The sequence below is a fragment of the Parasphingorhabdus sp. genome (assembly GCF_059726685.1).
On the sequence record NZ_AP041068.1, the window covers coordinates 2531591 to 2554645 of the forward strand.

The window sequence follows — 23055 nt, forward strand, 5'->3', positions numbered from 1 at the left end:
CTGTTCCCTTATACTTTGACGGTCGAAGCCTTGTGGATCTGATCAATGGCGGTGCCCAGCGACTGGTCAAATTCTTCGTCGGTCATGGAATGACGCAGATCCTGCAGCAAAGCACGAGAGAAACTTGCGATCATACCACGGTTTTTGGCCAGTTCGGTGCAAGCCTCATCGCGTGAAAACCCGCCAGAAAGGGCAACTACACGGGCCACCCGGGGATGGTCGACAAGCGGCGCATAGAGATTGGCTTCGGCCGGGATCGACAGTTTCAGCATGACCTTGCGATCTTCTGGAAGCGCATCAAGCTGCTTCGTGATCTCTTCCAGCAAGATGGCGTCGCATTGGGCGCGCTCGGCGCTCTTTATGTTCACCTCAGGCTCAATCATCGGCATCAGGCCGTGATCCAGAATCTGGCTGGCGACGTCAAACTGCTGTTTTACAATCGCTGCGATTCCGGTTGGTGAAGCGAGATTGATAACCGAACGCATCTTTGTACCAAACACATCTTTTGTTTTGGCACGTTCCAGCAATTCGCCAAGACCGAGATTAGGTTTCATCATTTGAACACCGTCGGCCTCATCTTCCAAACCTTTGTCCACTTTCAGGAATGGCACGACACCGCGTTCCCAAAGCAGTGTCGGTATCGGTTTCCCGTCCGCTTCGCCGTCCATGGTTTTTTCAAACAGGATCGCGCCGATGACTTTTCCGCCGCCAAAGCTTGGTGCAGTCACGATACGGCTGCGCATGCCGTGGATCAGGGCGAACATCTCGTCATCGTTGGAATAGGCATCTTCATTGACACCATAGCCTTTCAGCGCTTTTGGCGTAGACCCTCCGCTCTGGTCCAAAGCCGCAATAAATCCTGCGCCATTTTCGATTTTGTCCATCATCTTCGGATCATGCATGAAATTCGTCCTCGTTCAGTTAGATTGTTCGACGAGGATATCGATATCCCGCCATATGATACGTTCATTGGGAACCATGGTCCCATAAAGGTCTTTGTCTTCAATTCCGTCCGGAGCCCCGCCCAAACGGGTATATAGGCGGCGGGCACGGTCATTACCGACTACCACATGCAACCATATTCCTTTGCGGCCATTTGCCTTGGCTGCACGGGCAGCTGCGGCAAGCAGTTTGCGACCAATGCCCTTGGACCGACCCTCGCTGCGAACATGGAGATTATCGATATAGGGCATCTCTTCATCCCAGACCGCAACAAAGCCCTGAACCCGATCATCTTCGGCTACCAGAACGATGTCCTGCGGACCAATCTCAGCATTGCGCCAACGCTCTGCCATCATTCCGGAAAGTTGATTGTCCAGCAGGTCTTCAGACAAATAATCCCGATAATTTTCCTGCCAACTGCGCGCATGGATTTCGGCGATTACCGGCCTGTCTCTATCTTCTGCAGGCCGGATATTCATCGTTGCAAGGCCTTTACGCCCGGCAATTCCTTGCCTTCCATCCATTCCAGAAATGCGCCGCCAGCGGTGGATACAAAACTGAAATCATCGGCAACGCCGGCATGATTAAGCGCAGCAACCGTATCGCCGCCGCCTGCAACGGAGAGCAAGGAGCCTTCCTTGGTCAAAGCCGCGGCTGTTTGTGCGAGCGCGACCGTCGCCATGTCGAAAGGCGGTGTTTCAAACGCCCCCATTGGTCCGTTCCAGACCAGGGTTTTACAGGTTTTCAGCACATCGGACAACGCTTCGACAGCTGCTGGCCCGACATCAAGGATCATTTCATCGTCGGCAACCTCATGCACATTAACGGTGCGGGTTGGCGGATTGGGAGCAAATTCCTTTGCGACGACCACATCATAGGGCAGATGCACCGTGCAATCGGCCTTGTCCGCCGCTTCTAGTATCTCATTGGCTGTACCGGTCAGGTCATGCTCGCACAGTGATTTGCCGACATCAACGCCGCGCGCCGCCAAAAATGTGTTGGCCATGCCGCCGCCGATGATCAGATGGTCCACTTTCTCAACCATTTGCCGCAAAACGTCGAGTTTGCTGGAAACCTTCGCCCCGCCAACAACAGCGACCACCGGATGCTCTGGATCGCCTAGCGCCTTATCAAGCGCGCTTAACTCCCGTTCCATCGAACGTCCTGCATAGGCTGGCAGATGTTCGGCCAGACCGGCGGTTGTCACATGTGCCCGGTGGGCAGCGGAAAAAGCGTCATTGACGTAAAATGTGCCAAAAGAAGCAATTGCCTTGGCCATGCCCGGATCATTTTTCTCTTCACCCGGCGCGAAACGGCTGTTTTCAACGACCACGATGCTACCATTGGGTAAAGCATCAATAGTATCGCGATCTGGCATCTGCATGAAGCCGACGTCCCGGCCCAGCACCTTGGCCAGCGGTGCGACCACGGGCTCCAGCGAATATTTCATATCCGCCTTGCCCTTGGGTCGCCCGAAATGGGCCAGCAACAACACTTTGGCACCGCGATCGGCCAGCTCTGTCACGGTCGGCACAACGGCTTTCAGTCGCGTATCATCCGTAACCTTGCCGTCCGCCATTGGGACGTTCAGGTCCACCCGGACCAGTCCGGGTTGCCCTGACACGTCACCAAGATCATCCAGTGTTTTAAAGCTATTACCAGCCATTGCTCAGAACCTTTCTGTTTAGAGCAATTTTGCCATGACGGTCGCGGTATCGATCATCCGGTTGGAGAATCCCCACTCGTTGTCATACCAGCTCACCACGCGGGCCAGCTTGCCGTCCATGACCGATGTTTCCAGGCTGTCGACCGAGGAACTGGCCGGCTGATGGTTGAAATCGCTGGAAACAAGCGGCTTGTCCTCAAAGACGAGAACACCGTTCATAGGCCCGTCAGCTGCGGCTTTCAGCGCTCCGTTGATTTCCTCAACGCTGGTATCGCGGCCTGGCGTGAAGACCAAATCGACCAAACTTACATTGGGCGTTGGTACACGAACCGAGGAACCATCGAGCTTGCCGTTCAACTCCGGCAATACCAGACCCACCGCACGAGCAGCACCCGTTGTCGTCGGAATCATGTTAACCGCACCGGCGCGTGCCCGGCGCATATCGCTGTGCATCTGATCGAGCATGCGCTGGTCATTCGTGTAGCTGTGAATCGTGGTCATGAAACCGCGCTCAATGCCGATCGCGTCGTTCAGCACCTTGGCAACGGGCGCGAGGCAGTTTGTCGTACAAGATGCATTGGAAACAATGACATCCGATGACGTCAATACGTCATGGTTCACGCCATAGACGACTGTTTTCAGGTCACCTTTTGCCGGTGCAGAGATCAAAACGCGTTTGGCGCCTGCATCAATATGGGGCTGCGCCGCTTCCACCGACTGGAAGAAGCCCGTGCACTCCAGAACGATATCAATACCCATTTCGCCATGGGGCAGCTTGCCGGGCTCGCGTTCCGACGTGACAGCGATTTTCTTGCCATTGACTATGATGCTGTCGCCATCGGCGCTCACTTCGCCCGGAAAACGGCCGTGGACGCTGTCATATCCGAACAAAAGCGCGTTGGCGTTCGCATCAGCAAGGTCATTAATCGCAACCAGCTCAAGACCGCAGTCCGGGCGTTCCAATATAGCACGAGCGACCAAACGGCCGATGCGGCCAAATCCGTTAATTGCTACTTTTGTCATAAATGTTGCTCCTTTGAATTCCAGTTTCTTGCTGTTTTCAGCCCAGTTTTGCCATTATTTGTGGTGTAATCGCCTCTGCGGTGAGACCAAAATGTTCGAACAGGTCATTAATCGGTGCGGATGCGCCAAAACTGTCTATGCCGAAGCGCAGGCCGTCCAGTCCGGTGTAACGCTCCCATCCAAAGGTCGTTCCGGCTTCAATGGAAACCCGCAATGTTCCGGACCCGCCGAGCAGCTCCGCTTTATAATCATCAGATTGCGCATCGAACAATTCGGTACAAGGCATCGACACGACATCTGCACCAACGCCATTTGCCTCCAGTTTGGCCGCAACATCCATCGCCAGCGATACTTCAGAACCCGTGGCGATCAGCACAACGCGTTTAGCGTTCTCCGCCGGTTTCATTAAATAAGCGCCTTTTTCACAATGGTTTACGCTGACGTCATGGCGTAACGGCGGCAGCCCCTGACGGGTCAAAGCCAGCGTCGAAGGCCCTTCCGACCGCTTGATAGCCAGGGCCCAGCATTCCGCTGTCTCGATTGCATCGGCCGGGCGGAACACTTGCATATTCGGCATGGCCCGCAGGCTTTGAATATGCTCAATCGGTTGGTGGGTGGGCCCATCTTCACCCAATCCAATGCTGTCATGGGTCATCACATAGATCGCGCGTGTGTTTTGAATGGCGGAAAGCCGCATTGCACCACGGCAATAGTCGGTAAAGACCAGAAATGTGCCGCCATAAGGGATGATACCGCCATGCAGCGCCATACCGTTCATGGCCGCCGCCATGCCAAATTCGCGGATGCCGTAATAGATATAGCGCCCAGAATAATCATCTTTGGTCAAGGGCTTGGTCGAATCCGTCTTGGTATTGTTTGATCCGGTCAAATCAGCGCTGCCGCCCACCATTTCCGGCAACGCAGCTGTAATCGCACCCAATGCCATTTCAGAAGCCTTGCGGGTAGCGACTTTGGGTGGATCTTGTGCCAGGCTATCAAGATAGTCCTGCATCGCACCACTGTCGGGCAAAGCGCCAGACATCCGACGCTCAAACTCTTCAGAAAGAGTATGAGCTTTCAAACGTGCTTCCCACTCCGCCCGTTTTACCGCTCCTTTTTCACCAATTTGTCGCCATGACGCCAATATATCATCTTGAATTTCAAAAGGTTTTTCATTCCAACCCAATTGCTCACGGGTTGCCGCTATTTCCTCTTCCCCGAGCGGAGCGCCGTGGGTTGCGGAGGTTCCCTGCTTGTTTGGAGAGCCGTAGCCAATTATTGTCTTACAGGCGACGAGTGATGGTCGTGGATCGGCTTCCGCTTCTTTGAGCGCCTTGCGAATATCGTCAAAATCATGCCCGTCACAGGACACCACATGCCAGCCAGAAGCCCGGTAACGCGCCGGAATATCCTCACTGGTAGACAAATCCGTGCCGCCATCAATGGTTATACCATTATCGTCCCACAAAACGTTGAGGCGGCCCAGCTGTAGATGTCCGGCCAAACCAACCGCTTCATGGTTGATTGCCTCCATCAGACAGCCATCACCCGCGATAACCCAGGTTTTGTGATCCACCAGATCATCGCTGAAATGCGCGTTCAAATGCCGTTCGGCAATCGCCATGCCGACGGCCATGGCAAAGCCCTGCCCCAAAGGCCCGGTGGTTGCCTCAACGCCTTCCAGTTTGAAATTTTCAGGATGGCCCGCACAAGGCGACGATAATTGCCTGAAATCCTTGATATCCTGTAATGTGGGACGCTCATAACCGGTCAGGTGTAGAAGCGAATAGATCAGCATGGACCCATGACCCGCAGACAGGACAAACCGGTCGCGATCCGCCCATTTTGGCGCTTTCGGGTCGAATTTCAGGAAATCGCTGAACAATACGGTCGCCACATCGGCCATACCCATGGGCATACCCGGATGGCCGCTATTGGCCGCTTGCACCGCATCCATCGACAATGCGCGAATGGCATTTGCCATGGTTTTTTCGGAAATTTTATCGGAAACGGCCATGTTTTTCGGATCCCCCAGCAGTGATCAAATTATGGCAACGATGGAATATTGGAAATCTACCGATTCGCCATTTTGACACACCCTTTGATGGCCTGCGCTCATATCGTCAAGGCTGCGCTTCACCGATCTAGTGTTTACGCAGCGGCCCGAGATTGTTACCAATGAAACACAATAACTTATAAGTCGGAACCAAGTCATGGAAAACGAACGAGTGATCCTCGCGATCGGCCGCATAGAGCGGGCGCTCAGTCGCATAGAAACGGTCAAGGCAGCCACAACTGCCCCACAGGTCGATCCAGAGCTGGAAAAACGGCACGCGGCGCTGAAAGAAGAAATGAAACAGGCCATCCATACGATAGACGGGCTGATTGCCCGGCAGGAGCGCTGATATGGCACAGGTGAAGCTGGAAATCGGCGGCCGTTCGTTCATGGTCACCTGCCAGGATGGCGAAGAAGAGCATCTTGGCAAACTGGGAGCCATGGTTGACGCAAAAGCAGGAGAAGCTGGCGATCCTGCAGGGTTAACCGAAAGCCGGATGCTGTTGTTCACATCCCTTTTGCTGGCGGACGAACTTCATGCCACAAAAAATGCCGACCGCAATGAACCGGCACCTCAACCCGCCATTCCACCGGCTGGTAAGCCCCAGAAAACCAACGATGCTGAAGATGAACGCGTGCTCCTTGCGCTGGAAAAACTGGCAGATCGCGCAGAAGCCTTTGCGAACAGCCTTGAGCAGACCGCCAATGTTCCCTAGATAGCTGTTGACGGGTACTGCCTGGCACGAGCCAGAAGCGAACATCCCTGAGGCGATATAACATCCAAGGGAGCTGTCCCTGCTCGGATTGCGGACTTTTTGGAAGTCGGGTTCGAAGCATATGGCGCCCACCTGACGTAATTGGCGTCAGAGGATTTTCCGGTAAACGACCCTGGCGGTCCCGTCACCTTTCTCCAAGAAAGATCTATCTTTGAATAACTTATCAGATGAAAAGAAGAAATTACGTGAAGAGTATAGGCGGCGACGCGATGCTTTTTACAGCCAGTTGGATGCTGCGACAAAAGGTCTGGCGTTCCGACGCCCTCCCTCGCCTTTGGCCAAACTGATTGAACAGAGCAATATCGTCGCCATGTACAGCGCAATGGGCTCTGAAGCTCCTACCGCCAAGCTCGCTGAATATTGTATCGAGATAGGAAAAATCATCGCGTTTCCGGCAGTTACAGGGGATTCCCCCTTGGAGTTCCGGCAAGTCGACACCATGGAATTGCTAGAAGCTGGATATCAGAATATTGCGGAACCCAAGGCCGATTGTCCAGTCGTGGTACCAGATCTCATAATAACCCCGATGATTGCTTTTGATCGATCAATGGGCCGACTCGGCCAAGGCAAGGGCCACTATGATCGGACCTTCGCAAAACACCCTGATGCAACCCGAATTGGCCTTGCCTGGTCGGTACAGGAAGCTGATAATATCCCGATGCAGCCTCATGACGTCACTTTGGACATGATCGTGACAGAATCTGAGATAATTCAACGAGTTAATATGACGTCATGACGACAGATCCGGACAAGAAACAGCCTTACAATCCGCCAGATGCACCCAATTGGCGCGCTCCTGTTGGTGTGATTTTGATGCTGGTCTTCATTTTGATCTGGAGCGGTATTGTTGTTAGCCTGATCGACTGGATCAGCGATCTGAATTTCTGGTTGCAGCTACCGATCTACGTAATCGCCGGGATAATCTGGATATATCCCATCAAACCGCTACTGCTATGGATAAATACCGGGAAATTCCGTTCCTGAACCGCCAATAACCTCTTTTTGAGGCAATGGCGCGAGTGACGAGACTTGAACTCGCGACCTCCGGCGTGACAGGCCGGCGCTCTAACCAACTGAGCTACACCCGCTTATGCACCGGCATGTTCGCCGGGATATGCAGTGGAGAAGCGCAAGTATAAGAGCTCTGCCTGACTGTCAACAACACTCTTGCAAAGATTCAAAGAAAATTTGCTTCCCGCTTATTGGGTCGCTGATTTGATTGCGAAATTCCGGCAAGCCCGATGACCGATCTGGCGTCAACTTGACCCAATAGGCCAATTTGAAATCACGGTTTTGCGAAGCCCCCATTTCGGATGAAAGCGTTACACAGTTTAACATATGTTACAAATCGTTACAGTTAAAATGGCATTAAGCAAACGTTACATTTCCTGCTGAAATATATGTTATATATCTGTTTTTTATGGATTTTATTTGAAATGACGGCAACGACTTTTTGACGTCATCTTTACGAAATATTTGCCTTTCTCCTGCATATCAAGTTCATGAATTATGTAGGAAAAGCATGTTTGACGGGCTGTCTTCAGCCTGTTGGCGCGATAGCAAAACGCGGTGCCATGACGCTGGCCGCCACGCTGTCCGTCATGACGCTGGGGACAGTGGGCATGTCCGCGGCCAATGCCGCTGGCACGATAGCTGGCACGGATATTCTCAATACCGCCCAAGCGTCCTACGATGGCCCCGGCGGTCCTGTCGTTATCGATTCAAATACCGTAACCATTACCGTGGACGAACTGCTTGATGTAACAGTCGCATCAGCCGACCCGGGTGACATTGCTGCAGATAGTGGTGCCACACAGCAAGTTACAACCTATCAAGTCACCAACACTGGCAACGGCAATGAAGCCTTTACGCTCACAGCCGATACAGCCAAGGGCGGCGACGATTTCGATACCAGTAACGCCGTTATCTATCTGGATACCGACGACAATGGTGTTTTTGATCCCGGTGTTGATACGATTTATTCACCCGGCTCAAATGATCCGGTATTGGCACCAGATGCTAGCGTAAACGTCTTTATATTGTCGGATATCCCGGTGTCCGCAACAGACGGGCAACGCGCAGAAGTCGAATTGTCCGCCGTGGCTATTACAGGAAGCGGCACGCCTGGTACCAGTTTTGCCGGTCAAGGTGATGGCGGCGGTGACGCCGTTGTCGGTTCAACCGGCGCCGACGGCGAAGCAAGCAGCTTCTTCTTGATACAGGCGGCGCAGGTCGCGCTGGTAAAAAGTGCGACTGTGACCGATCAATTTGGCGGCAATCAGCCGGTTCCAGGTGCGACTATTACCTATCAGCTCGTTGCTACAATCACGGGATCAGGCAGCCTGACCAACCTGAATATCACCGACGATATACCCACTGATACGACCTACACGGCAGAAAGCATCACTCTGGAAGGCGGAAACCTGACCGATAGCGATGCCGATGCTGACGCCGGGTCATTTGACGGCAGCGAGATTGCAGTCAGCCTGGGCACGGTTGCCGGCGGCCAGACCCGCACCATCACTTTCCAAGTAACGATAGATTGAGGAAAATCGGATGAAAATCAATCTTTTGAAACGTTTAGCAATGCTTGCAGCCCTAGCAATTCCGGGGATCACACCCGGCGTGGCCATGGCTGCCAATAATGTCGCGCTTTCCAGTGATGTTTTTGTCGAACGCAAGATCGAAAACGCGGACGGACAAACTTCCGTGATGTTGGAAGAACCCAAAACGGTCATTCCAGGCGATAATCTCGTCTTCGTTGTCAAATATAAGAATGTTGGCAGCACGCCAGCTACCGATTTCTCTGTCACCAACCCGCTCCCCAAAGCGGTCGCGTTCAATGGAACGTCTGATGGCACCGAAATTGTCTCCGTTGACGGAGGCAAAAACTGGGGGCCGCTTTCGGCTCTTACATATACGCGCACAAACGGGGAGGTTCGCCCTGCCCTGATGAGCGACGTAACGCATATCAAGTGGAAATTTAATCGTTCTCTTTCAGTGGGTTCGGAAGGAAAACTTGTATTTCGCGGGACAGTAAAATGACCGCAAACCGTATCGGATCGCCGCGGGGGTAAGGCGATCCACAATAGAGTGAAACAGGAGTACAGTAATGACCAGTAAACTGAAACTTCTCGTTGCCACAGGCACTGTTACTGCCGCAATGCTGGGTGCAAACCCGGCATTTGCTGCAGGAACGACCGCAGGCGACGCGATTACCAACAACGTCACCGTAAACTATCAGGTTGGCGGCGTATCCCAGACGGCTGAAACCGATTCAGACACGTTCACAGTCGACCGTAAGCTCGACCTGACCGTTTCGGAAGCTAATGGTGCTGCCCAATCGGTTACGCCAGGCCAGACGGCAGGCGCGCCTAATCCGGCCTTCCTGACCTACACGGTGACCAACGATTCAAACGATGTCGTCGACTTTGAACTGAGCGCTGCACAGCAAACAACCGGAGCCGCGACCCCATTTAGCGGTACCGATGATTTTGATGTGACCGGGCTGCTCATCTTCGTCGAATCCGGCGCAACTCCTGGCTACCAGCCAGCGGAAGACACCGCGACATTCATTGACGAGCTGGCTGAAGACGCCAATGCGACCGTCTATGTTGTCGGTGACATTCCGCTTGGTCTTGCAACCGGTGACGCCGCAGGCATCACGCTGACAGCAACCATCAAAGAGGGTGCTACAGGCGGAAGCCTTGGTGGTGACTACACCGTCAACGCGGGCGCAAATACCGAAGATGGTACTGTTAACGCAGCGAATATCGACAATGTCTACGTCAATGCATCGGCATCGGACACGGATAACTTCGTGATTTCCGCCGCCAATGTCAGCGTTGTGAAGTCCAGTTCCGTATTGTGGGATCCGGTAAACGGCAGCACCAACCCGAAATCCATTCCGGGTGCGGTGATCGAATATTGTATCGCCGTGACCAACGCGACGGGCAGTGCAACCGCTACAAGCGTCAGCATTTCTGATGATATTTCCGCTCTGGATCTGTCATTCTATGCAACGGCGCCGGTATCCGGACCAGCCACCATTCCGGCGGCTAACGGTGTTCGTTCTGCCCTTGCCTGCGATGGCACGGGTGTAAATGCCGACGCAGGTACTTTGTCAGAATCATCCGGTGTCATCACCGGTGATCTCGGCGATGTCGCTGCCGGCGTTACCGAAACGCTGCTCTTCCGGGCAACGGTCGACTAAAGGTCAAGGATTGCGGCGGCTTTCCGGTCATTCGGGAAGCCGCCGCCTCCCCCCTTTTGGATGCGTTGGTTAACCAATCTTATTAAGCCAGTCAGCCTGGCATTTGCTGCAGGAGCGATGATCGCGCCTGCCTCTATGATTCCTGCGCACGCCCAAAGCTTTCCCCTTATTACCAATGTCGCAGAGGCCGAATGGGACGTTGGCAGTACGCGCTTGCAAACCCCGTCCAATCGCGTCGATATTCAGGTTGTCGCACCCCCAACTGTGCCGCCTGAGATCACTTTATATCGTTTTGATGATCCGCCAGGCGCGGAACAGCTTAATCTTCCGGGAACAATCTGCAGAAGCTCTGGCGGCAATGTCCCGGTTGAGCTACGCGGCGCGTTCGCTGGAACCAATACCAGTCCGGCTGCTATCGCCCCAACGAGCAGCATCCGCGCTGGAGAGCCCCTAATTGTTTCAGTTCTTGCCCCAAACAAGAATCTGAACAGTGCCGCTATCGATAGTTTCGATGTTGTCCTCACGACGCCTTCTGGCGACCGTGAGACGATCAACATCATCGAAACCGAGATTAATAGCGGTCGTTTCGTTGGCATGATCAATACCGCAGCGATACCGCCCGCGCCGGTACAGAGCGATTGCGTTCTGTCTGTGCAGCCCGGCGATATGCTCAACGTTGGTATTGATGAGGTCAGCGGTAGTGCCATTGGCACAGTCGAAGTCGGGATATTGATTGATCCCTTTGGTGAAACCTTTGACAGCGGCGATGGTGCCCCTGTCGATGGCACACGGGTAACGCTCATAGACGTTGCCACGGGCCTGCCAGCTGAAGTTTTCGGTGATGACGGTGTCTCTGTGTTCCCCAGCACAGTGATTTCCGGCGGATCCGTGACCGACAGCGGCGGCAACGTGTATAATTTCACTGAAGGCTTCTATCGCTTCCCATTTGCCCGTCCCGGCCAGTACAGGCTGCTGATCGAGCCGCCAGCGCCCTATACGGCGCCCTCGGCGGCCACGCCTGAGGAGCTTGACGGCTTCCGGCGAACGGACGGCCTGCCCTTCACCATTGTGGACGGCTCATATGGCGGGATCATCACGCTGAATGATCCGGCGCCGGTGCGCGTCGACGTCCCGCTCGACAGACCGGGCGTGCCGATTACCCTCACCAAGGAGGTATCCACCGCGATTGCCGTCCCGGGTGATGCCCTCCAGTACCGGGTGACCGTGCAAAACAGCGATCCGGTGCGCACAACCGGCGCAGTTACGATTGAGGACCAGTTGCCGAACGCGATGCGCCTGCGCATCGATACTGTTCGCTATAACGGCGCTCTTGTAACGCCCATTGTGCAGCCCAACGGACAGAATTTCTCTGTCACTGTCCCTGCTTTGCCCCCAGCAGGCAGCGGATTACTCACCTATTTGGCTGAAGTCCGTCAGGATGCCAGCCCCGGAGATGCGATCAACACGGCCCAGGCGCGCGACAATCGCGGCGCCGAAAGCCCTGTCGCCAGTGTGCCCGTGCGCATAGAAAGGGACGGCATCTCCGAAAGATTCACGATTATCGGCCGCATTACCGACGGCGGATGCAGCGTTGACCCGCGCAAAGCCGCAGGAATTGGCGGTATTCGCGTCATGCTGCAGGACGGAACCTATACCGTCACTGATGAAGACGGCCGCTATCATTTTGAGGGCATCAGGCCCGGATTGCACGTCGTTCAGGTCGATCCTTCGACTTTCCCTGCCGATATGGCTCCGATTAACTGCGCGCAAAACACGCGCGCCGCCGGCAGCGACATTTCGCGCTTTGTCGAAGGTCGTGGCGGCGCGCTGAAACGCGCAGATTTCCGCGCCAAAAAGGTAGCTGCACGCGAAGTAACGACTGCCGAAAAATACGAGAAACCCGAAATTCTCTCCGATCAGGAAGCTGCTGGTGCCGAACGTAACTGGCTAGCCGGACAGGCACCGGGCATCGGCTTTGTTTTCCCTGAAACCGGCTATAACCCGCGGGTTAAGTCCCTGCGAGCAGCAGTAAAGCATCGCAAGGGCCAACGAGTCGAACTCTCTTTGAACGGCGAAAAGGTCAATCCGCTATCATATGAGGGCAAAGAGAAAAGCGCCAATGGATCGGTACAGATCAGCATTTGGCGCGGCCTGGATATTAAAAACCGGAAAAACACGCTCGTTGCGAGGGTTTTGGACAAGAATGGCAAGCTAGTCGAGGAACTGACCCGCGACGTCCACTATTCGGCCAGCCCGCTCAACGCAGAACTGCTGAAAGACAAATCCGTTTTGATCGCAGACGGCGTAACCCGGCCCATTTTGGCCGTGCGCCTGACCGACCGTGACGGCCGCCCTGCCCATCACGGCGCAACCGGAGACTTCAGCGTCCCTGCCCCTTACGCCCCCGCCATTGAGGTGGATGCACAGCAGGCAAACCAGCTTTCCGGCCTCGAACGCGGTGCCCCAGTATGGCGCGTAGAGGGCGATGAGGGCATTGCCTATATCGAACTCGCGCCGACAACGGCTTCCGGTTCTGTCAGCGTCACATTCCCGTTCCGCGATGGCGAAGTATCGCGCGAACAGCGCATTGAAACCTGGCTTGATCCCGGTGATCGTCCGTGGACCGTGGTCGGCTTTGCCGCAGGAACCGTGGGTTTCAACACCCTCGACGAGCGTCTGGAAGATCTGACCGAGGATGATGACAATATCAATCTCGATGGCCGTGTCGCGCTCTACGCCAAAGGCCGTGTCACCGGTAAATGGCTGATGACGCTGTCTTACGACACCGACAAAGAGGAAGATGAAACCCGCTTTGCTGGTGTCATTGATCCGCGCCGTTATTACACCGTTTATGCCGATCGGTCCGAGCAACGCTACGACGCCGCATCGGTGCGCCGACTCTATCTAAAACTTGAACGGCCGCAATTTTATGCACTGTTCGGTGATTATGAAACCGGCATCAACGAACCGGAACTGGCCCGTTACCAACGCGCGTTTAACGGTGTGAAAGCCGAATATCGCAGCGATCAGGTCAGCGCGCTGGCCTTTGGCGCGGACGCCGCCAATCGTTTCCGCCGTGAGGAAATTCAGGGCAATGGCCTGTCTGGCCCTTATGCCCTCTCCACCCGTGATATCATCGCGAACAGCGAGCGTATTACGCTGGAAACGCGTGACCGCCTGCGTTCGGACCGTATCGTCGAGCGCAAAGAACTAACGCGTCATATCGATTATGATATCGACTATCTCGCTGGCACCTTGCGTTTCCGCGAACCGATTTTAAGCCGCAGCAGCGGTCTCGATCCGCAATTCATCATCGCCGAATATGAGGTGCTTGGTGTTGGTGGCCGCGATCTCAACGCTGGTGGCCGTCTGACTTACGAGTCCAAGGACAAGAAATTCAAAATCGGCGCAACCGCGATCCATGACGAGAATGAAAGCGTTAAAAGCGATCTCGTCGGCGTGGATGTCCGCTACCGGCCCAATCTGAAAACGGAATTCCGCGCAGAGGTGGCTTCCAGTGACAGCGAAGACAAAACCGCCGATGTGCTGAACGGTGAGCCGCGCGGTGCGGATAGCGCCGTCGCCTGGCTGGTCGAGGCCGAGCATCATGGCTCCAATTTCGATGTACTCGCCTATGTGCGTCAGCAATCCGCAGGCTTTGGCCTGGGTCAGCTCAACGCGGCCGAAAGCGGCACACGCAAATTCGGCATCGATACGCGGGTGCGTCTGAGTGACAAACTGTCGCTTGCCGCTAGCGGTTATCAGGAAAACTTCCTGACCACCGATGCCCGTCGGCGCTCTGGCACAGCGGAAATCGAATATCGTAGCGATGATACGGCCCTGCGCGCCGGCGTCGTCCATGCCGAAGACAGATTGTCGGACGGCAGCGTCAATCGCTCTACACTTGCACGGCTTGGTGCGACGCAAAGACTGTTTGACGGCAAGCTGGAACTCGATGCGCAAACCGAATTCGCGCTTGGCGGACAGGATGAAAGTATCGACTTCCCGGCCCGTCACTCTGTCACCGCACGCTACGCGATCACCAACGATATCAAGCTGGTCGGTACTTATGAAATTGCCGATGGCGAAAATATCGATGCGCGCACGGCACGCATTGGTGTCGATGTTGCACCATGGGACGGAGCGCGAGCGGTCGTTAGCGCCAATCAACAGGAAATTACCGAATTTGGCCCGCGCACCTTTGCGGCTTACGGCCTGACTCAGTCTATTCCGCTCGACGACAAGTGGACGATCGATTTCTCACTCGACGGCAACGAAACCTTGGGGGGTTTTGACCGCGGCGATGTGATTAATGATCAACAACCAGTCGCTTCGGGTGGTTTCCTGGGTAATGATGGCGCGTTGACGGAAGATTTCGTCGCGGTCACCGCCGGGGCAACCTTCAGAAATGATGACTGGAGTTGGGTATCCCGCGCCGAATATCGCGATGGAGATATTAGCGAGCGTTATGGCTTCACCTCTGCCGTTTTGAAACAAATCGGTGAAGGCAGTTCCCTAGGCGCCTTGGGCAGCATCTTTGTTGCCGAAGACGAAACCGGCACCAGCACAAGGGTGATCGAAGCGGAAGCCAGCTGGGCCCATCGCCCGGCAGACAGTCAGTGGTCGTGGCTCGAAAAACTCGAATTTCGCGAAGACCGCGTGCGCAATGCGACCGCGGGCACGTCCGGACCGATTGGCGGCGCGCCGCTGCTCGTCAATGGTGACGTAACTTCTCGTAGAATTATCAATAGTTTAAGCGTCAATTATACGCCGATTGACGCGGATGACGGCATCTTTACCGAAGCCGGAGAATATAGTTTCTTTTGGGGAAGCCGCTATGTTTTCGATAAATTTGGTGAAGATGATGTCGAAGGCTGGAGCAATGTGGTCGGCGCGGACGTCAAGTTCGACCTTTCCGACACCATTGATATCGGCGGACAGGCGACTGCGCGTATAGGCACGGATTTTGATACGATTGCCTATAGCGGAGGACCGAGCATCGGGATCACGCCGTTTAAAAATGGCTATATCTCGCTCGGCTATAATGTGGTGGGTTTTGAAGACCGTGACTTTGAAGAAAGTCGCTATACCAGAGATGGTCCCTTCATCACCTTCCGCCTGAAATTTGACCAGCAAACCTTAGGAAACCTGGGGCTTTAAGGGGTTAGTTGCGTCATACATCCGTCACCTTTCAGTTGATGGATCAATAAAGCTGATCGGATCAGCACCTAACTTTAGCAGGGCCGGAACCTTTGGGGAGGTGACAGCTTTACTAAGCGTGCTGCGCTATGTTTCGAAGCCTTGGGGTCAATCAGCGAACAACAATACAGGTGTTTCGAGCAAATGCTTGAGCGCTTGCACATAACTGGCGGCATCATAGCCGTCCACGACCCTGTGATCACACGAGATCGACAGATTCATCAGCTTGCGCGCCTGAATCTCGCCGTCAATGATCATGGGGCGCTCAACGATCTTGTTAGGACCGATAATCGCGACCTGCGGGCGCTGAATCACCGGTGTGGTCGCAATACCGCCCAAAGGCCCCAGAGACGTCAATGTTAGCGTCGATCCCGACAATTCGTCAGCCTTTGCGCTGCCATCGCGCGCAGCAGCCGATAAACGGCCGATTTCTGCCGCCAATTGCCAGATATTCTTGTCCTGTGCGTCCCGTATAACGGGCACCATGAGGCCTTGTTCGGTCTGTGTGGCCATGCCCAGGTGCACAGCGCCATGACGCGTCACAAGGCCTGCCTCGTCGTCATAAGTGGCATTGAGCATCGGAAATTGCGGCAATGATTTGCAAATGGCGACGATCATCAGGGGCAACATGGTCAGCTTTGGCCGGTCGCCGCGATTGGCATTGAGGTCCGCGCGCATGTCTTCCAGCGCCGTCATATCAATTTCATCGACATAGGAAAAATGCGGAATATGACGCTTCGATTCCGCCATGTTCTGCGCGATCTTGCGGCGCATGCCGATGACCTTGATCGTCTCGTCATCACGCTTCTGGGAAGCGCCAGCGGGCCGATAGCCCTGCCCGCTGCCATAGCTGAGATAGGCATCGAGATCGCTGTGGCGGATATGCTCACCCTGGGCCTTCACAAGGCTCAGATCGACCCCCATATCCGCAGCGCGTTTGCGCACAGCGGGGGTCGCGAGAACCTTGGCCGATGGTGCGTTTTCTGCTGTCATGACGTCACTTTTGGGTGGTTCCGTAACGGTTTTGTCACCTTCGGGTGTTGGCGCGGGAACTTCGGCCTCGGGCTTGCTTTCTTCTTTTATTTCAATCTCTTGAGGCGACGTCATAGCGTCGCTTTCAGCCTCTGCATCACTTTCGGAAGGCACCGATTCCGCGGCACTTCCGTCACCTTCCGCCTCAATCTGAACCAGCATCGAACCAATCGCAATGATGTCACCCTCTTCCCCGGCAACAGCTACAATCGTTCCCGATACAGGCGCTTCCATTTCAACGGTTGCCTTGTCAGTCATCATGTCGGCAATCTGGTCATCTTCCTCGACCCGATCCCCAACCTTCACATGCCACGCAACGATCTCCGCCTCGGCAATGCCTTCTCCAATATCCGGCAGGTTGAAAGTGTAAATGCTCATGATGTCAGCTCCCCGACTATCTTATCCAAAGCCTCGCCAATCCGGACCGGTCCCGGGAAGTAAGCCCATTCCAGCGAATGTGGGTAAGGCGTATCAAATCCGGTAACCCGCTCAATCGGTGCCTCAAGGTGGTAGAAGCAACGCTCCTGCACTAGAGCGGACAGTTCAGCGCCAAATCCGCTGGTCCGCGTCGCCTCATGAATGATCAGGCAGCGCCCGGTCTTCTTCACCGATGCCTCGATCGTCTCGATATCCAGCGGGACAAGCGTGCGCAAATCGATGACTTCTGCGTCGATGCCATGTTCTTCAACCACTGCATTGGCGACATGCACCATCGTACCATAAGCCAGCACCGTAACAGCATCGCCTTCCCGTACGATGTTCGCCTTGCCAATCGGAATCTTGTAGTAGTCCTCGGGAACCTCTGAAGATTCAAATTTCGACCAAGGCTCGACCGGCTTGTCATAATAGCCGGTGAATGGGCCATTATATATCCGCTTGGGCTCAAAGAACATCACCGGATCATTGTCTTCAATAGCCGAAATCAGCAGCCCCTTGGCATCGTAAGGGGTAGACGGAATCACCGTCTTCAAACCACAAACATGCGTAAACATGCTCTCCGGCGACTGACTATGCGTCTGTCCCCCAAAAATGCCGCCACCAAAGGGCGAGCGCACCGTAATCGCGCTGGTGAACTCAGCCGCAGACCGATAACGCAAACGCGCCGCTTCGGACACAAGCTGGTCTAGCCCGGGATAGATATAGTCTGCAAACTGGATCTCTGGCACAGGCCGCATCCCATAAGCTGCCATGCCGACGGCCACACCGATAATACCGCATTCGCTGATAGGCGTATCGAAGCACCGCGTCTTGCCATGCTTTTCCTGAAGTCCTGCTGTGGCCCGGAAAACGCCACCAAAATAGCCGACATCTTCGCCCATGATGACAACATCATCATCGCGCGCCATCATATTGTCCAGGCCACTGTTAATGGCTTCTATCATGTTCATAGTTGTCATTATCTAGATGCCTCCGCATCTGGCCATTTGATTTCCCGTTCCTTGTTCGCTTGCTCGCTCTGTTCTTTCAGATGCCAAGGCATTTCTTCAAACACATCCTGGAACATGGTTTCAAACGGCTGGTGCAGACCATGACCCAAAATGCCGTTTTTTTCGGCTTCCTTGGTCGCCACTTTCACGGCCTCAATACATTCTTTGTCGAGCGCTTCATGCTGCCCCTTGCTCCAAACACCGCGATGGATCAAATGGCGCTTCAATCGTGTAATCGGATCGCCCAAAGGCCATTCTTCGCGCTCCTGCGCGCTGCGATAAGCGCTCGGGTCATCAGATGTGCTGTGTGCCTCCGCACGGTAGGTGAAGTGCTCGATCAATGTAGGGCCATTATTGGTTCGCGCCCGTTCCGCCGCCCATTGGGTTGCGGCATAAACCGCCAATGGGTCATTGCCATCCACTCGCAAGCCGGCAATGCCATAACCTGCAGCCCGTGCCGCAAAGGTTGTTCGCTCTCCGCCGGCAAAACCTGAAAAAGAAGAAATGGCCCATTGGTTGTTCACGACGTTCATGATGATTGGCGCGTTGTAGACAGTCGCAAAGGTCATGGCGCTGTGAAAGTCGCCTTCCGCTGTCGATCCTTCGCCACACCAGGTCGCCGCAATACGCGTATCGCCTTTGGCTGCACTGGCCATCGCCCATCCAACAGCTTGTGGATACTGGGTCGCCAGATTTCCGGATATGGAGAAAAAACCCAACCGGCGCGAACAATACATAATCGGCAATTGTCGACCCTTCAACTTGTCTTCCCGGTTAGAGAAAATCTGGTTGATCATGTCCACCATCGGATAACCGCGAACAAAAAGTATCCCTTGTTGCCTGTAACTAGGAAAACACATATCATCGCTATGCAGCGCCATGGCTGCCGCAACTGAAGTCGCCTCTTCACCCGTGGATTTCATATAGAAGCTGGTTTTGCCCTGTCGCTGCATGCGGTGTAGCCGGTCGTCAAACGCTCGCACTTGTGCCATGGTTTTCAGCATCTTGAGCAGCGTGTCATCAGAAAGCTTCGGATCCCATGGCCCAACTGCTTTATAGTCTTCATCCAGCACCCGGACCATATCATACACCATTTCACGCATGATTGCCGGATCACTACTGACATCGGGACGCGGTTGATCACCTGCGCTTGGTATGTCTACATCGCTATAATCAACCGTATCACCCGGGCGATATTTCGGTTCAGGAACATGCAGGGATAATGGCGGTAAATTGGTTTTGCTATTGTCGTCAGCCATCCAAAATCTCCTGCTTCACTACATTGTTGCAGCGCAATATTTATTTCAATCTTTTGTTATAATATTTCATCTTTCCAAAAAGGTCAATATATCTGTCCTATGCCGCTGGACTAAAAAAGGGGCGCAGATATCTGCACCCCTTTTCCACTTTATGTTGAGCGATGTCTACATTCAGAAGCGCACAGACATATTTACGACTGCACGGTCATCGCGGAAGACTTGCTGCCCCATTCGGGTTTCAATAGCCGCACCAAAGCTCAATGGACCATTGGTCAGGTTAAATCCGCCTTTCATCTCGCCATAAGATGCATCTTGCAAACCAATGGGCAATGCAAACGGCAGGTTTTCTGCATCCAGGAAACGCACACTAAAGTTCGTGTCATTTCCGGAAATCCGGTTGACATAGTCCAGCTTCATCTCAGGCTGGAATGACCATCCCGAGGCAAAACCCATTTTGGTGCTGCCGGATATTTTCAATCCGACTTTGGCTTCCAGACCAGAACGACTAATCTCATCCACAGCCATAGCGAGACTACCGGCGTTATCACGGAACCCATTAACATCGTAGGATGAAAAGCCGATGCTGGCACGTGGTGTCAGTAGCAAACCATCTACATCGATGTTGTAGCCAGCTTCAACCTCACTCGCGAATGCCAAGGAACTGGTATCCAGACTGCTGAGAGCAACTGCACCGGTTATCCTGCTGTCCGAGTCAATCCGGGAATGTGACATCGACGCTTGCCCGCCGATATAGAAATTCCCGCCGAGACGATAATTACCGTAGACAGACGCTTGGTTGGTCTCAACATTCGCCAGACTTCCGCTAACTTGCTGAGCACCGTCAGCATAACCAAAGGCAGTGCCGAGAGTGGCGCGATCATTCAAGCCAAATTCCAGGCCCATGGCAATATGCCAGCTTCCTTGTTTGTCTTGCGCACCATTACCACCAAATGCCAATGCAGACTGATCATATCCAGCCGACATAAAGCCACTCATGTTCTCAGGTAGTTGCACTGCATTCCAGTTGGAAGACTGGTAGTTTCCGGCAAAGCTTAGCTGTGAAGCTGAGCTATTGGTGAGTTCGCGACTGTTCAGGACTCCCGGAGCACCGATGATCCTGATCTTGCCTTTCACACCTTCTTTGGCACCAAGCAACGACAGACGATCGGATACCAGATTACGCATGGCGGCGCCTTGTTGCTGATCGAGTGTCGTCGTCCGCCCGGCTTGAGATGCCGAGAGATTTTGGAAGGTCGCACTTAACTGACTGGCTTCCATAACATCAATCAAACCGAAGACGTCGGACAGATCGTTGTAAGAGCTGCTTCGAGCGCCGTCTAGCGCACTGGCAAATGCCAATGAAAATGGGTTGATAATGCCATTTCCGCTGAAGAAATCAGAGAAACGGATAGCCCGCATTCTCGCGGTTACGTTATTGGGACCATAAATCAGCTCTGGATAAAGTACACCAATCCTTCCAACAACGTCGTCAAAGGTGTTTTCCACACCACCTTCGGCTGTGACAATTTCAAAGGTTTGACCAAACCTCGCACTGTTGCGGCCGAAGGCATTGACTACCGCGGCGGTACCTCCCAAGGAAATGATACCAAGATTGTCGGCATCACCAAGTACAGCCAGCTTGTCATTGCCGGTCCGGCTAACGTCAAAAATTGACAACGTGCCGGAAGCAAGGATGACATCCCCCGCGATTGTTAAGGTGCCGGTATCACCAAAGTCGCGGCCTGGCGCTATCGAGCCATTTACAGAGGTCAGGAACGTGGGATCGAAAAGGCCATTCCCGGTCAATAACCCTACACCAAGAAAAGCCTCACCCGTCGTAAGAGTACCGCGAAGATCAAGCCAACCGCCAGTCTGCGTATAATCTCCCCAGACTTTCAGGTTTCCTCGCCTGCGAATATCTAACCGCGCTGCGCCCTCTAAATTCAGACGATCAATTGTTACGTCATCACGTAGCCTTGTTGCGCCAATGGCTGCCAGTGTTACTTCAAAATAGCGGGCGCGGACACCAGCTGATGGATCAGCGACTACGTTGTTCGGGACGAAGTTCCGACTTCCAGGGCCACCTTCAATAAAGACGCTATTCGGAGTGCCCTCATCAAACTCGACGCTTAAGGTTGAAAGGTCGAGACAGTCATCAAGGAAACAAACATTCCCAAATTTCGGTGTGTCGCCGGTAACGCCCTGAGCTTCAAAACCCGGCAGAGCATTTACGAGGTCTCCATCGACGCTGATGGCATAGTTCGGATCCATATCCTGAACCCAATGACGTGGGTTCATCCAGTTGCGCGTGCCGGCACGACTGGAAGCATAGACGTAACTGTTGTTTGCAACAATCTGATCCCAGAACAGATAAAGTGGCTGATAGAAACTTTGCGTGCCATAGGATGAGAATGGTTGGAATGTCAGTTCCGGATTGGGGTCATCCTCGCTTCCGAAAAACCTCGAACCACCAGACAACACGGATGTAATGACCGGTTTGTCGAAAAGCTCGTCAGCAACCAATGCGCTCCCAGAATCCCCGCCTGCTGTTGTTCCTTCGCGCGGCAAGGCAGCTCCGTCATACAGATCAAAATCGAACAAGCCATTTTCCGGATCAAAAACCGCTTCTCCCGCCGGACTATCAAAATCCGTATTATAAAGGGTCTGCGGCAATGCCGGGTCACCAGGTCCAAAGAGAAAATTATTCCTATCGTCCAGCGAGCTGGCGGATGAGATCATGTTTTCTGCAATACGACGGCGAAAATCAATGCCGAGATTGGAGCCATCGGGCCCCAGTCCTCTTGCTCCATATCCGTTTATTACGCCGTGCGTTTCTTCTCTCAATGGCGAAAACAAAAGTGTCCAGGTTGGGACACCGTCAGCATGTGTATCAAGCGTTGCGAGCGCGACATCTGCCTCTAAAAATCCGGTAGGTATGGAACGCTCATCATACCAGACCTGCTCAACATTGTAGATGTTGAAATCCACGTCCGTCTGATTTGCGGTACCGCCATCAAGTCCAACCCAACGACGAACGGCAGGAAGATTATCAGCGCTAAAGCCAAAGGCAATTGCCGTTCCACCTGAGGCAAAGCCATAGCTATCCGCAGCTTGGTCGTTCACGCAGTGGGCCGCAAATATGACCGTGCGAGGGTTAATCAAACTGCCGGTGCACAAACCTAAGCCAGTTGTATTTTGATCAGGCCGCACCGTCATCTGCCCCACGCCCGTCACATCAACAATATTATCGAAAACACCTACCGGGGGCGGGTCGTCCAATGTGAGATCATCCCGAATGACAATACTGGGAGCATTTTCAACCATTACGGGGCGGGATTGGGCGGAAGTGTCCGCGATACTTGGTCCCGTCTGCGCTTGAGCCGGCACAGCCAATCCGGCAAGACACGCTGTTGAAGATGCGGTTATAAATAAAGAACGGCTAAAGACAGAAAACGACATTCA

17 protein-coding genes and 1 tRNA gene are annotated in these 23055 nt (G+C 53.9%); 8 read left to right on the forward strand and 10 right to left on the reverse strand.

Annotated elements, in window-relative coordinates:
• Positions 1 to 8: 8 nt before the first annotated feature.
• From AC6I9Z_RS12530 to tkt, 5 genes are read right to left on the reverse strand one after another with little or no spacing between them, the layout of a single operon-like run.
• Entirely contained in the window at positions 9 to 902 is an 894-nt protein-coding gene (locus AC6I9Z_RS12530) for a fructose bisphosphate aldolase (RefSeq protein WP_461456139.1), read from the reverse strand.
• Positions 903 to 917: 15 nt separating this feature from the next.
• On the reverse strand, positions 918 to 1421 hold the full coding sequence (locus AC6I9Z_RS12535) for a GNAT family N-acetyltransferase (RefSeq protein ID WP_461456140.1): 504 nt from the start codon (positions 1419 to 1421) through the stop codon (positions 918 to 920).
• Complete coding sequence (locus AC6I9Z_RS12540) at positions 1418 to 2608, reverse strand: phosphoglycerate kinase (RefSeq protein ID WP_461456141.1); 1191 nt, start codon at positions 2606 to 2608, stop codon at positions 1418 to 1420. The genes AC6I9Z_RS12535 and AC6I9Z_RS12540 overlap by 4 nt, the downstream gene beginning before the upstream one ends.
• A gap of 18 nt (positions 2609 to 2626) precedes the next feature.
• On the reverse strand, positions 2627 to 3631 hold the full coding sequence (gene gap, locus AC6I9Z_RS12545; RefSeq protein ID WP_461456142.1) for a type I glyceraldehyde-3-phosphate dehydrogenase: 1005 nt from the start codon (positions 3629 to 3631) through the stop codon (positions 2627 to 2629).
• A 37-nt stretch (positions 3632 to 3668) separates the two neighbouring features.
• Positions 3669 to 5648 carry a transketolase gene (tkt, locus tag AC6I9Z_RS12550; RefSeq protein WP_461456143.1) on the reverse strand — a complete coding sequence of 660 codons (1980 nt, stop codon included), beginning with the start codon at positions 5646 to 5648 and terminating at the stop codon, positions 3669 to 3671.
• A gap of 196 nt (positions 5649 to 5844) precedes the next feature.
• Between tkt and AC6I9Z_RS12555 the strand changes: the two genes are divergently transcribed.
• The 4 genes from AC6I9Z_RS12555 (at position 5845) to AC6I9Z_RS12570 (ending at position 7447) form a co-directional block, all read left to right on the forward strand.
• Complete coding sequence (locus AC6I9Z_RS12555; RefSeq protein WP_109356807.1) at positions 5845 to 6036, forward strand: hypothetical protein; 192 nt, start codon at positions 5845 to 5847, stop codon at positions 6034 to 6036.
• Position 6037: 1 nt separating this feature from the next.
• Positions 6038 to 6403, forward strand: a complete 366-nt coding sequence (locus AC6I9Z_RS12560) for a cell division protein ZapA (RefSeq protein WP_109356806.1) — start codon at positions 6038 to 6040, stop codon at positions 6401 to 6403.
• Between the two features lie 211 nt (positions 6404 to 6614).
• The gene (locus AC6I9Z_RS12565) at positions 6615 to 7199 is read left to right on the forward strand and encodes a 5-formyltetrahydrofolate cyclo-ligase (RefSeq protein ID WP_461456144.1); all 585 of its coding nucleotides are present in this window, start codon (positions 6615 to 6617) and stop codon (positions 7197 to 7199) included.
• Positions 7196 to 7447, forward strand: coding sequence for a DUF2842 domain-containing protein (locus AC6I9Z_RS12570; RefSeq protein WP_461456145.1), 252 nt, complete (start codon positions 7196 to 7198; stop codon positions 7445 to 7447). Before AC6I9Z_RS12565 ends, AC6I9Z_RS12570 begins: the two co-directional genes overlap by 4 nt.
• A gap of 27 nt (positions 7448 to 7474) precedes the next feature.
• Here AC6I9Z_RS12570 and AC6I9Z_RS12575 read toward each other — a convergent pair.
• Positions 7475 to 7551 (reverse strand) — tRNA-Asp (locus AC6I9Z_RS12575).
• 438 nt (positions 7552 to 7989) lie between these two features.
• Between AC6I9Z_RS12575 and AC6I9Z_RS12580 the strand changes: the two genes are divergently transcribed.
• From AC6I9Z_RS12580 to AC6I9Z_RS12595, 4 genes are all read left to right on the forward strand, one after another.
• Positions 7990 to 9009 (forward strand): hypothetical protein, encoded by a 1020-nt coding sequence (locus tag AC6I9Z_RS12580; protein ID WP_461456146.1) that lies wholly within the window; start codon positions 7990 to 7992, stop codon positions 9007 to 9009.
• A gap of 10 nt (positions 9010 to 9019) precedes the next feature.
• The gene (locus AC6I9Z_RS12585; RefSeq protein ID WP_461456147.1) at positions 9020 to 9508 is read left to right on the forward strand and encodes a hypothetical protein; all 489 of its coding nucleotides are present in this window, start codon (positions 9020 to 9022) and stop codon (positions 9506 to 9508) included.
• A 67-nt stretch (positions 9509 to 9575) separates the two neighbouring features.
• The gene (locus tag AC6I9Z_RS12590; protein WP_461456148.1) at positions 9576 to 10676 is read left to right on the forward strand and encodes a hypothetical protein; all 1101 of its coding nucleotides are present in this window, start codon (positions 9576 to 9578) and stop codon (positions 10674 to 10676) included.
• 117 nt (positions 10677 to 10793) lie between these two features.
• Entirely contained in the window at positions 10794 to 15836 is a 5043-nt protein-coding gene (locus tag AC6I9Z_RS12595) for a hypothetical protein (protein WP_461456149.1), read from the forward strand.
• 147 nt (positions 15837 to 15983) lie between these two features.
• On the opposite strand, the gene AC6I9Z_RS12600 is transcribed toward AC6I9Z_RS12595, so the two are convergent.
• The 4 genes from AC6I9Z_RS12600 to AC6I9Z_RS12615 all read right to left on the reverse strand — a co-directional run bounded on the left by AC6I9Z_RS12600 (position 15984) and on the right by AC6I9Z_RS12615 (position 23052).
• Entirely contained in the window at positions 15984 to 17285 is a 1302-nt protein-coding gene (locus AC6I9Z_RS12600) for a dihydrolipoamide acetyltransferase family protein (RefSeq protein ID WP_461456150.1), read from the reverse strand.
• The gene (locus AC6I9Z_RS12605) at positions 17282 to 18295 is read right to left on the reverse strand and encodes an alpha-ketoacid dehydrogenase subunit beta (RefSeq protein WP_461456917.1); all 1014 of its coding nucleotides are present in this window, start codon (positions 18293 to 18295) and stop codon (positions 17282 to 17284) included. The genes AC6I9Z_RS12600 and AC6I9Z_RS12605 overlap by 4 nt, the downstream gene beginning before the upstream one ends.
• An 8-nt stretch (positions 18296 to 18303) precedes the next feature.
• Entirely contained in the window at positions 18304 to 19593 is a 1290-nt protein-coding gene (locus AC6I9Z_RS12610; RefSeq protein WP_461456151.1) for a 3-methyl-2-oxobutanoate dehydrogenase (2-methylpropanoyl-transferring) subunit alpha, read from the reverse strand.
• Positions 19594 to 19764: 171 nt separating this feature from the next.
• Positions 19765 to 23052, reverse strand: a complete 3288-nt coding sequence (locus AC6I9Z_RS12615; protein ID WP_461456152.1) for an autotransporter domain-containing protein — start codon at positions 23050 to 23052, stop codon at positions 19765 to 19767.
• Positions 23053 to 23055: the final 3 nt, after the last annotated feature.

Excerpts from the sequence above, each read along its gene's own strand:
- AC6I9Z_RS12530 (WP_461456139.1), bottom strand. The coding sequence starts at position 902 with ATGCATGATCCGAAGATGATGGACAAAATCGAAAATGGCGCAGGATTT.
- AC6I9Z_RS12535 (WP_461456140.1), bottom strand. The coding sequence starts at position 1,421 with ATGAATATCCGGCCTGCAGAAGATAGAGACAGGCCGGTAATCGCCGAA.
- AC6I9Z_RS12540 (WP_461456141.1), bottom strand. The coding sequence starts at position 2,608 with ATGGCTGGTAATAGCTTTAAAACACTGGATGATCTTGGTGACGTGTCA.
- gap (WP_461456142.1), bottom strand. The coding sequence starts at position 3,631 with ATGACAAAAGTAGCAATTAACGGATTTGGCCGCATCGGCCGTTTGGTC.
- tkt (WP_461456143.1), bottom strand. The coding sequence starts at position 5,648 with ATGGCCGTTTCCGATAAAATTTCCGAAAAAACCATGGCAAATGCCATT.
- AC6I9Z_RS12555 (WP_109356807.1), top strand. The coding sequence starts at position 5,845 with ATGGAAAACGAACGAGTGATCCTCGCGATCGGCCGCATAGAGCGGGCG.
- AC6I9Z_RS12560 (WP_109356806.1), top strand. The coding sequence starts at position 6,038 with ATGGCACAGGTGAAGCTGGAAATCGGCGGCCGTTCGTTCATGGTCACC.
- AC6I9Z_RS12570 (WP_461456145.1), top strand. The coding sequence starts at position 7,196 with ATGACGACAGATCCGGACAAGAAACAGCCTTACAATCCGCCAGATGCA.
- AC6I9Z_RS12585 (WP_461456147.1), top strand. The coding sequence starts at position 9,020 with ATGAAAATCAATCTTTTGAAACGTTTAGCAATGCTTGCAGCCCTAGCA.
- AC6I9Z_RS12590 (WP_461456148.1), top strand. The coding sequence starts at position 9,576 with ATGACCAGTAAACTGAAACTTCTCGTTGCCACAGGCACTGTTACTGCC.
- AC6I9Z_RS12595 (WP_461456149.1), top strand. The coding sequence starts at position 10,794 with ATGATCGCGCCTGCCTCTATGATTCCTGCGCACGCCCAAAGCTTTCCC.
- AC6I9Z_RS12600 (WP_461456150.1), bottom strand. The coding sequence starts at position 17,285 with ATGAGCATTTACACTTTCAACCTGCCGGATATTGGAGAAGGCATTGCC.
- AC6I9Z_RS12605 (WP_461456917.1), bottom strand. The coding sequence starts at position 18,295 with ATGAACATGATAGAAGCCATTAACAGTGGCCTGGACAATATGATGGCG.
- AC6I9Z_RS12610 (WP_461456151.1), bottom strand. The coding sequence starts at position 19,593 with ATGGCTGACGACAATAGCAAAACCAATTTACCGCCATTATCCCTGCAT.
- AC6I9Z_RS12615 (WP_461456152.1), bottom strand. The coding sequence starts at position 23,052 with ATGTCGTTTTCTGTCTTTAGCCGTTCTTTATTTATAACCGCATCTTCA.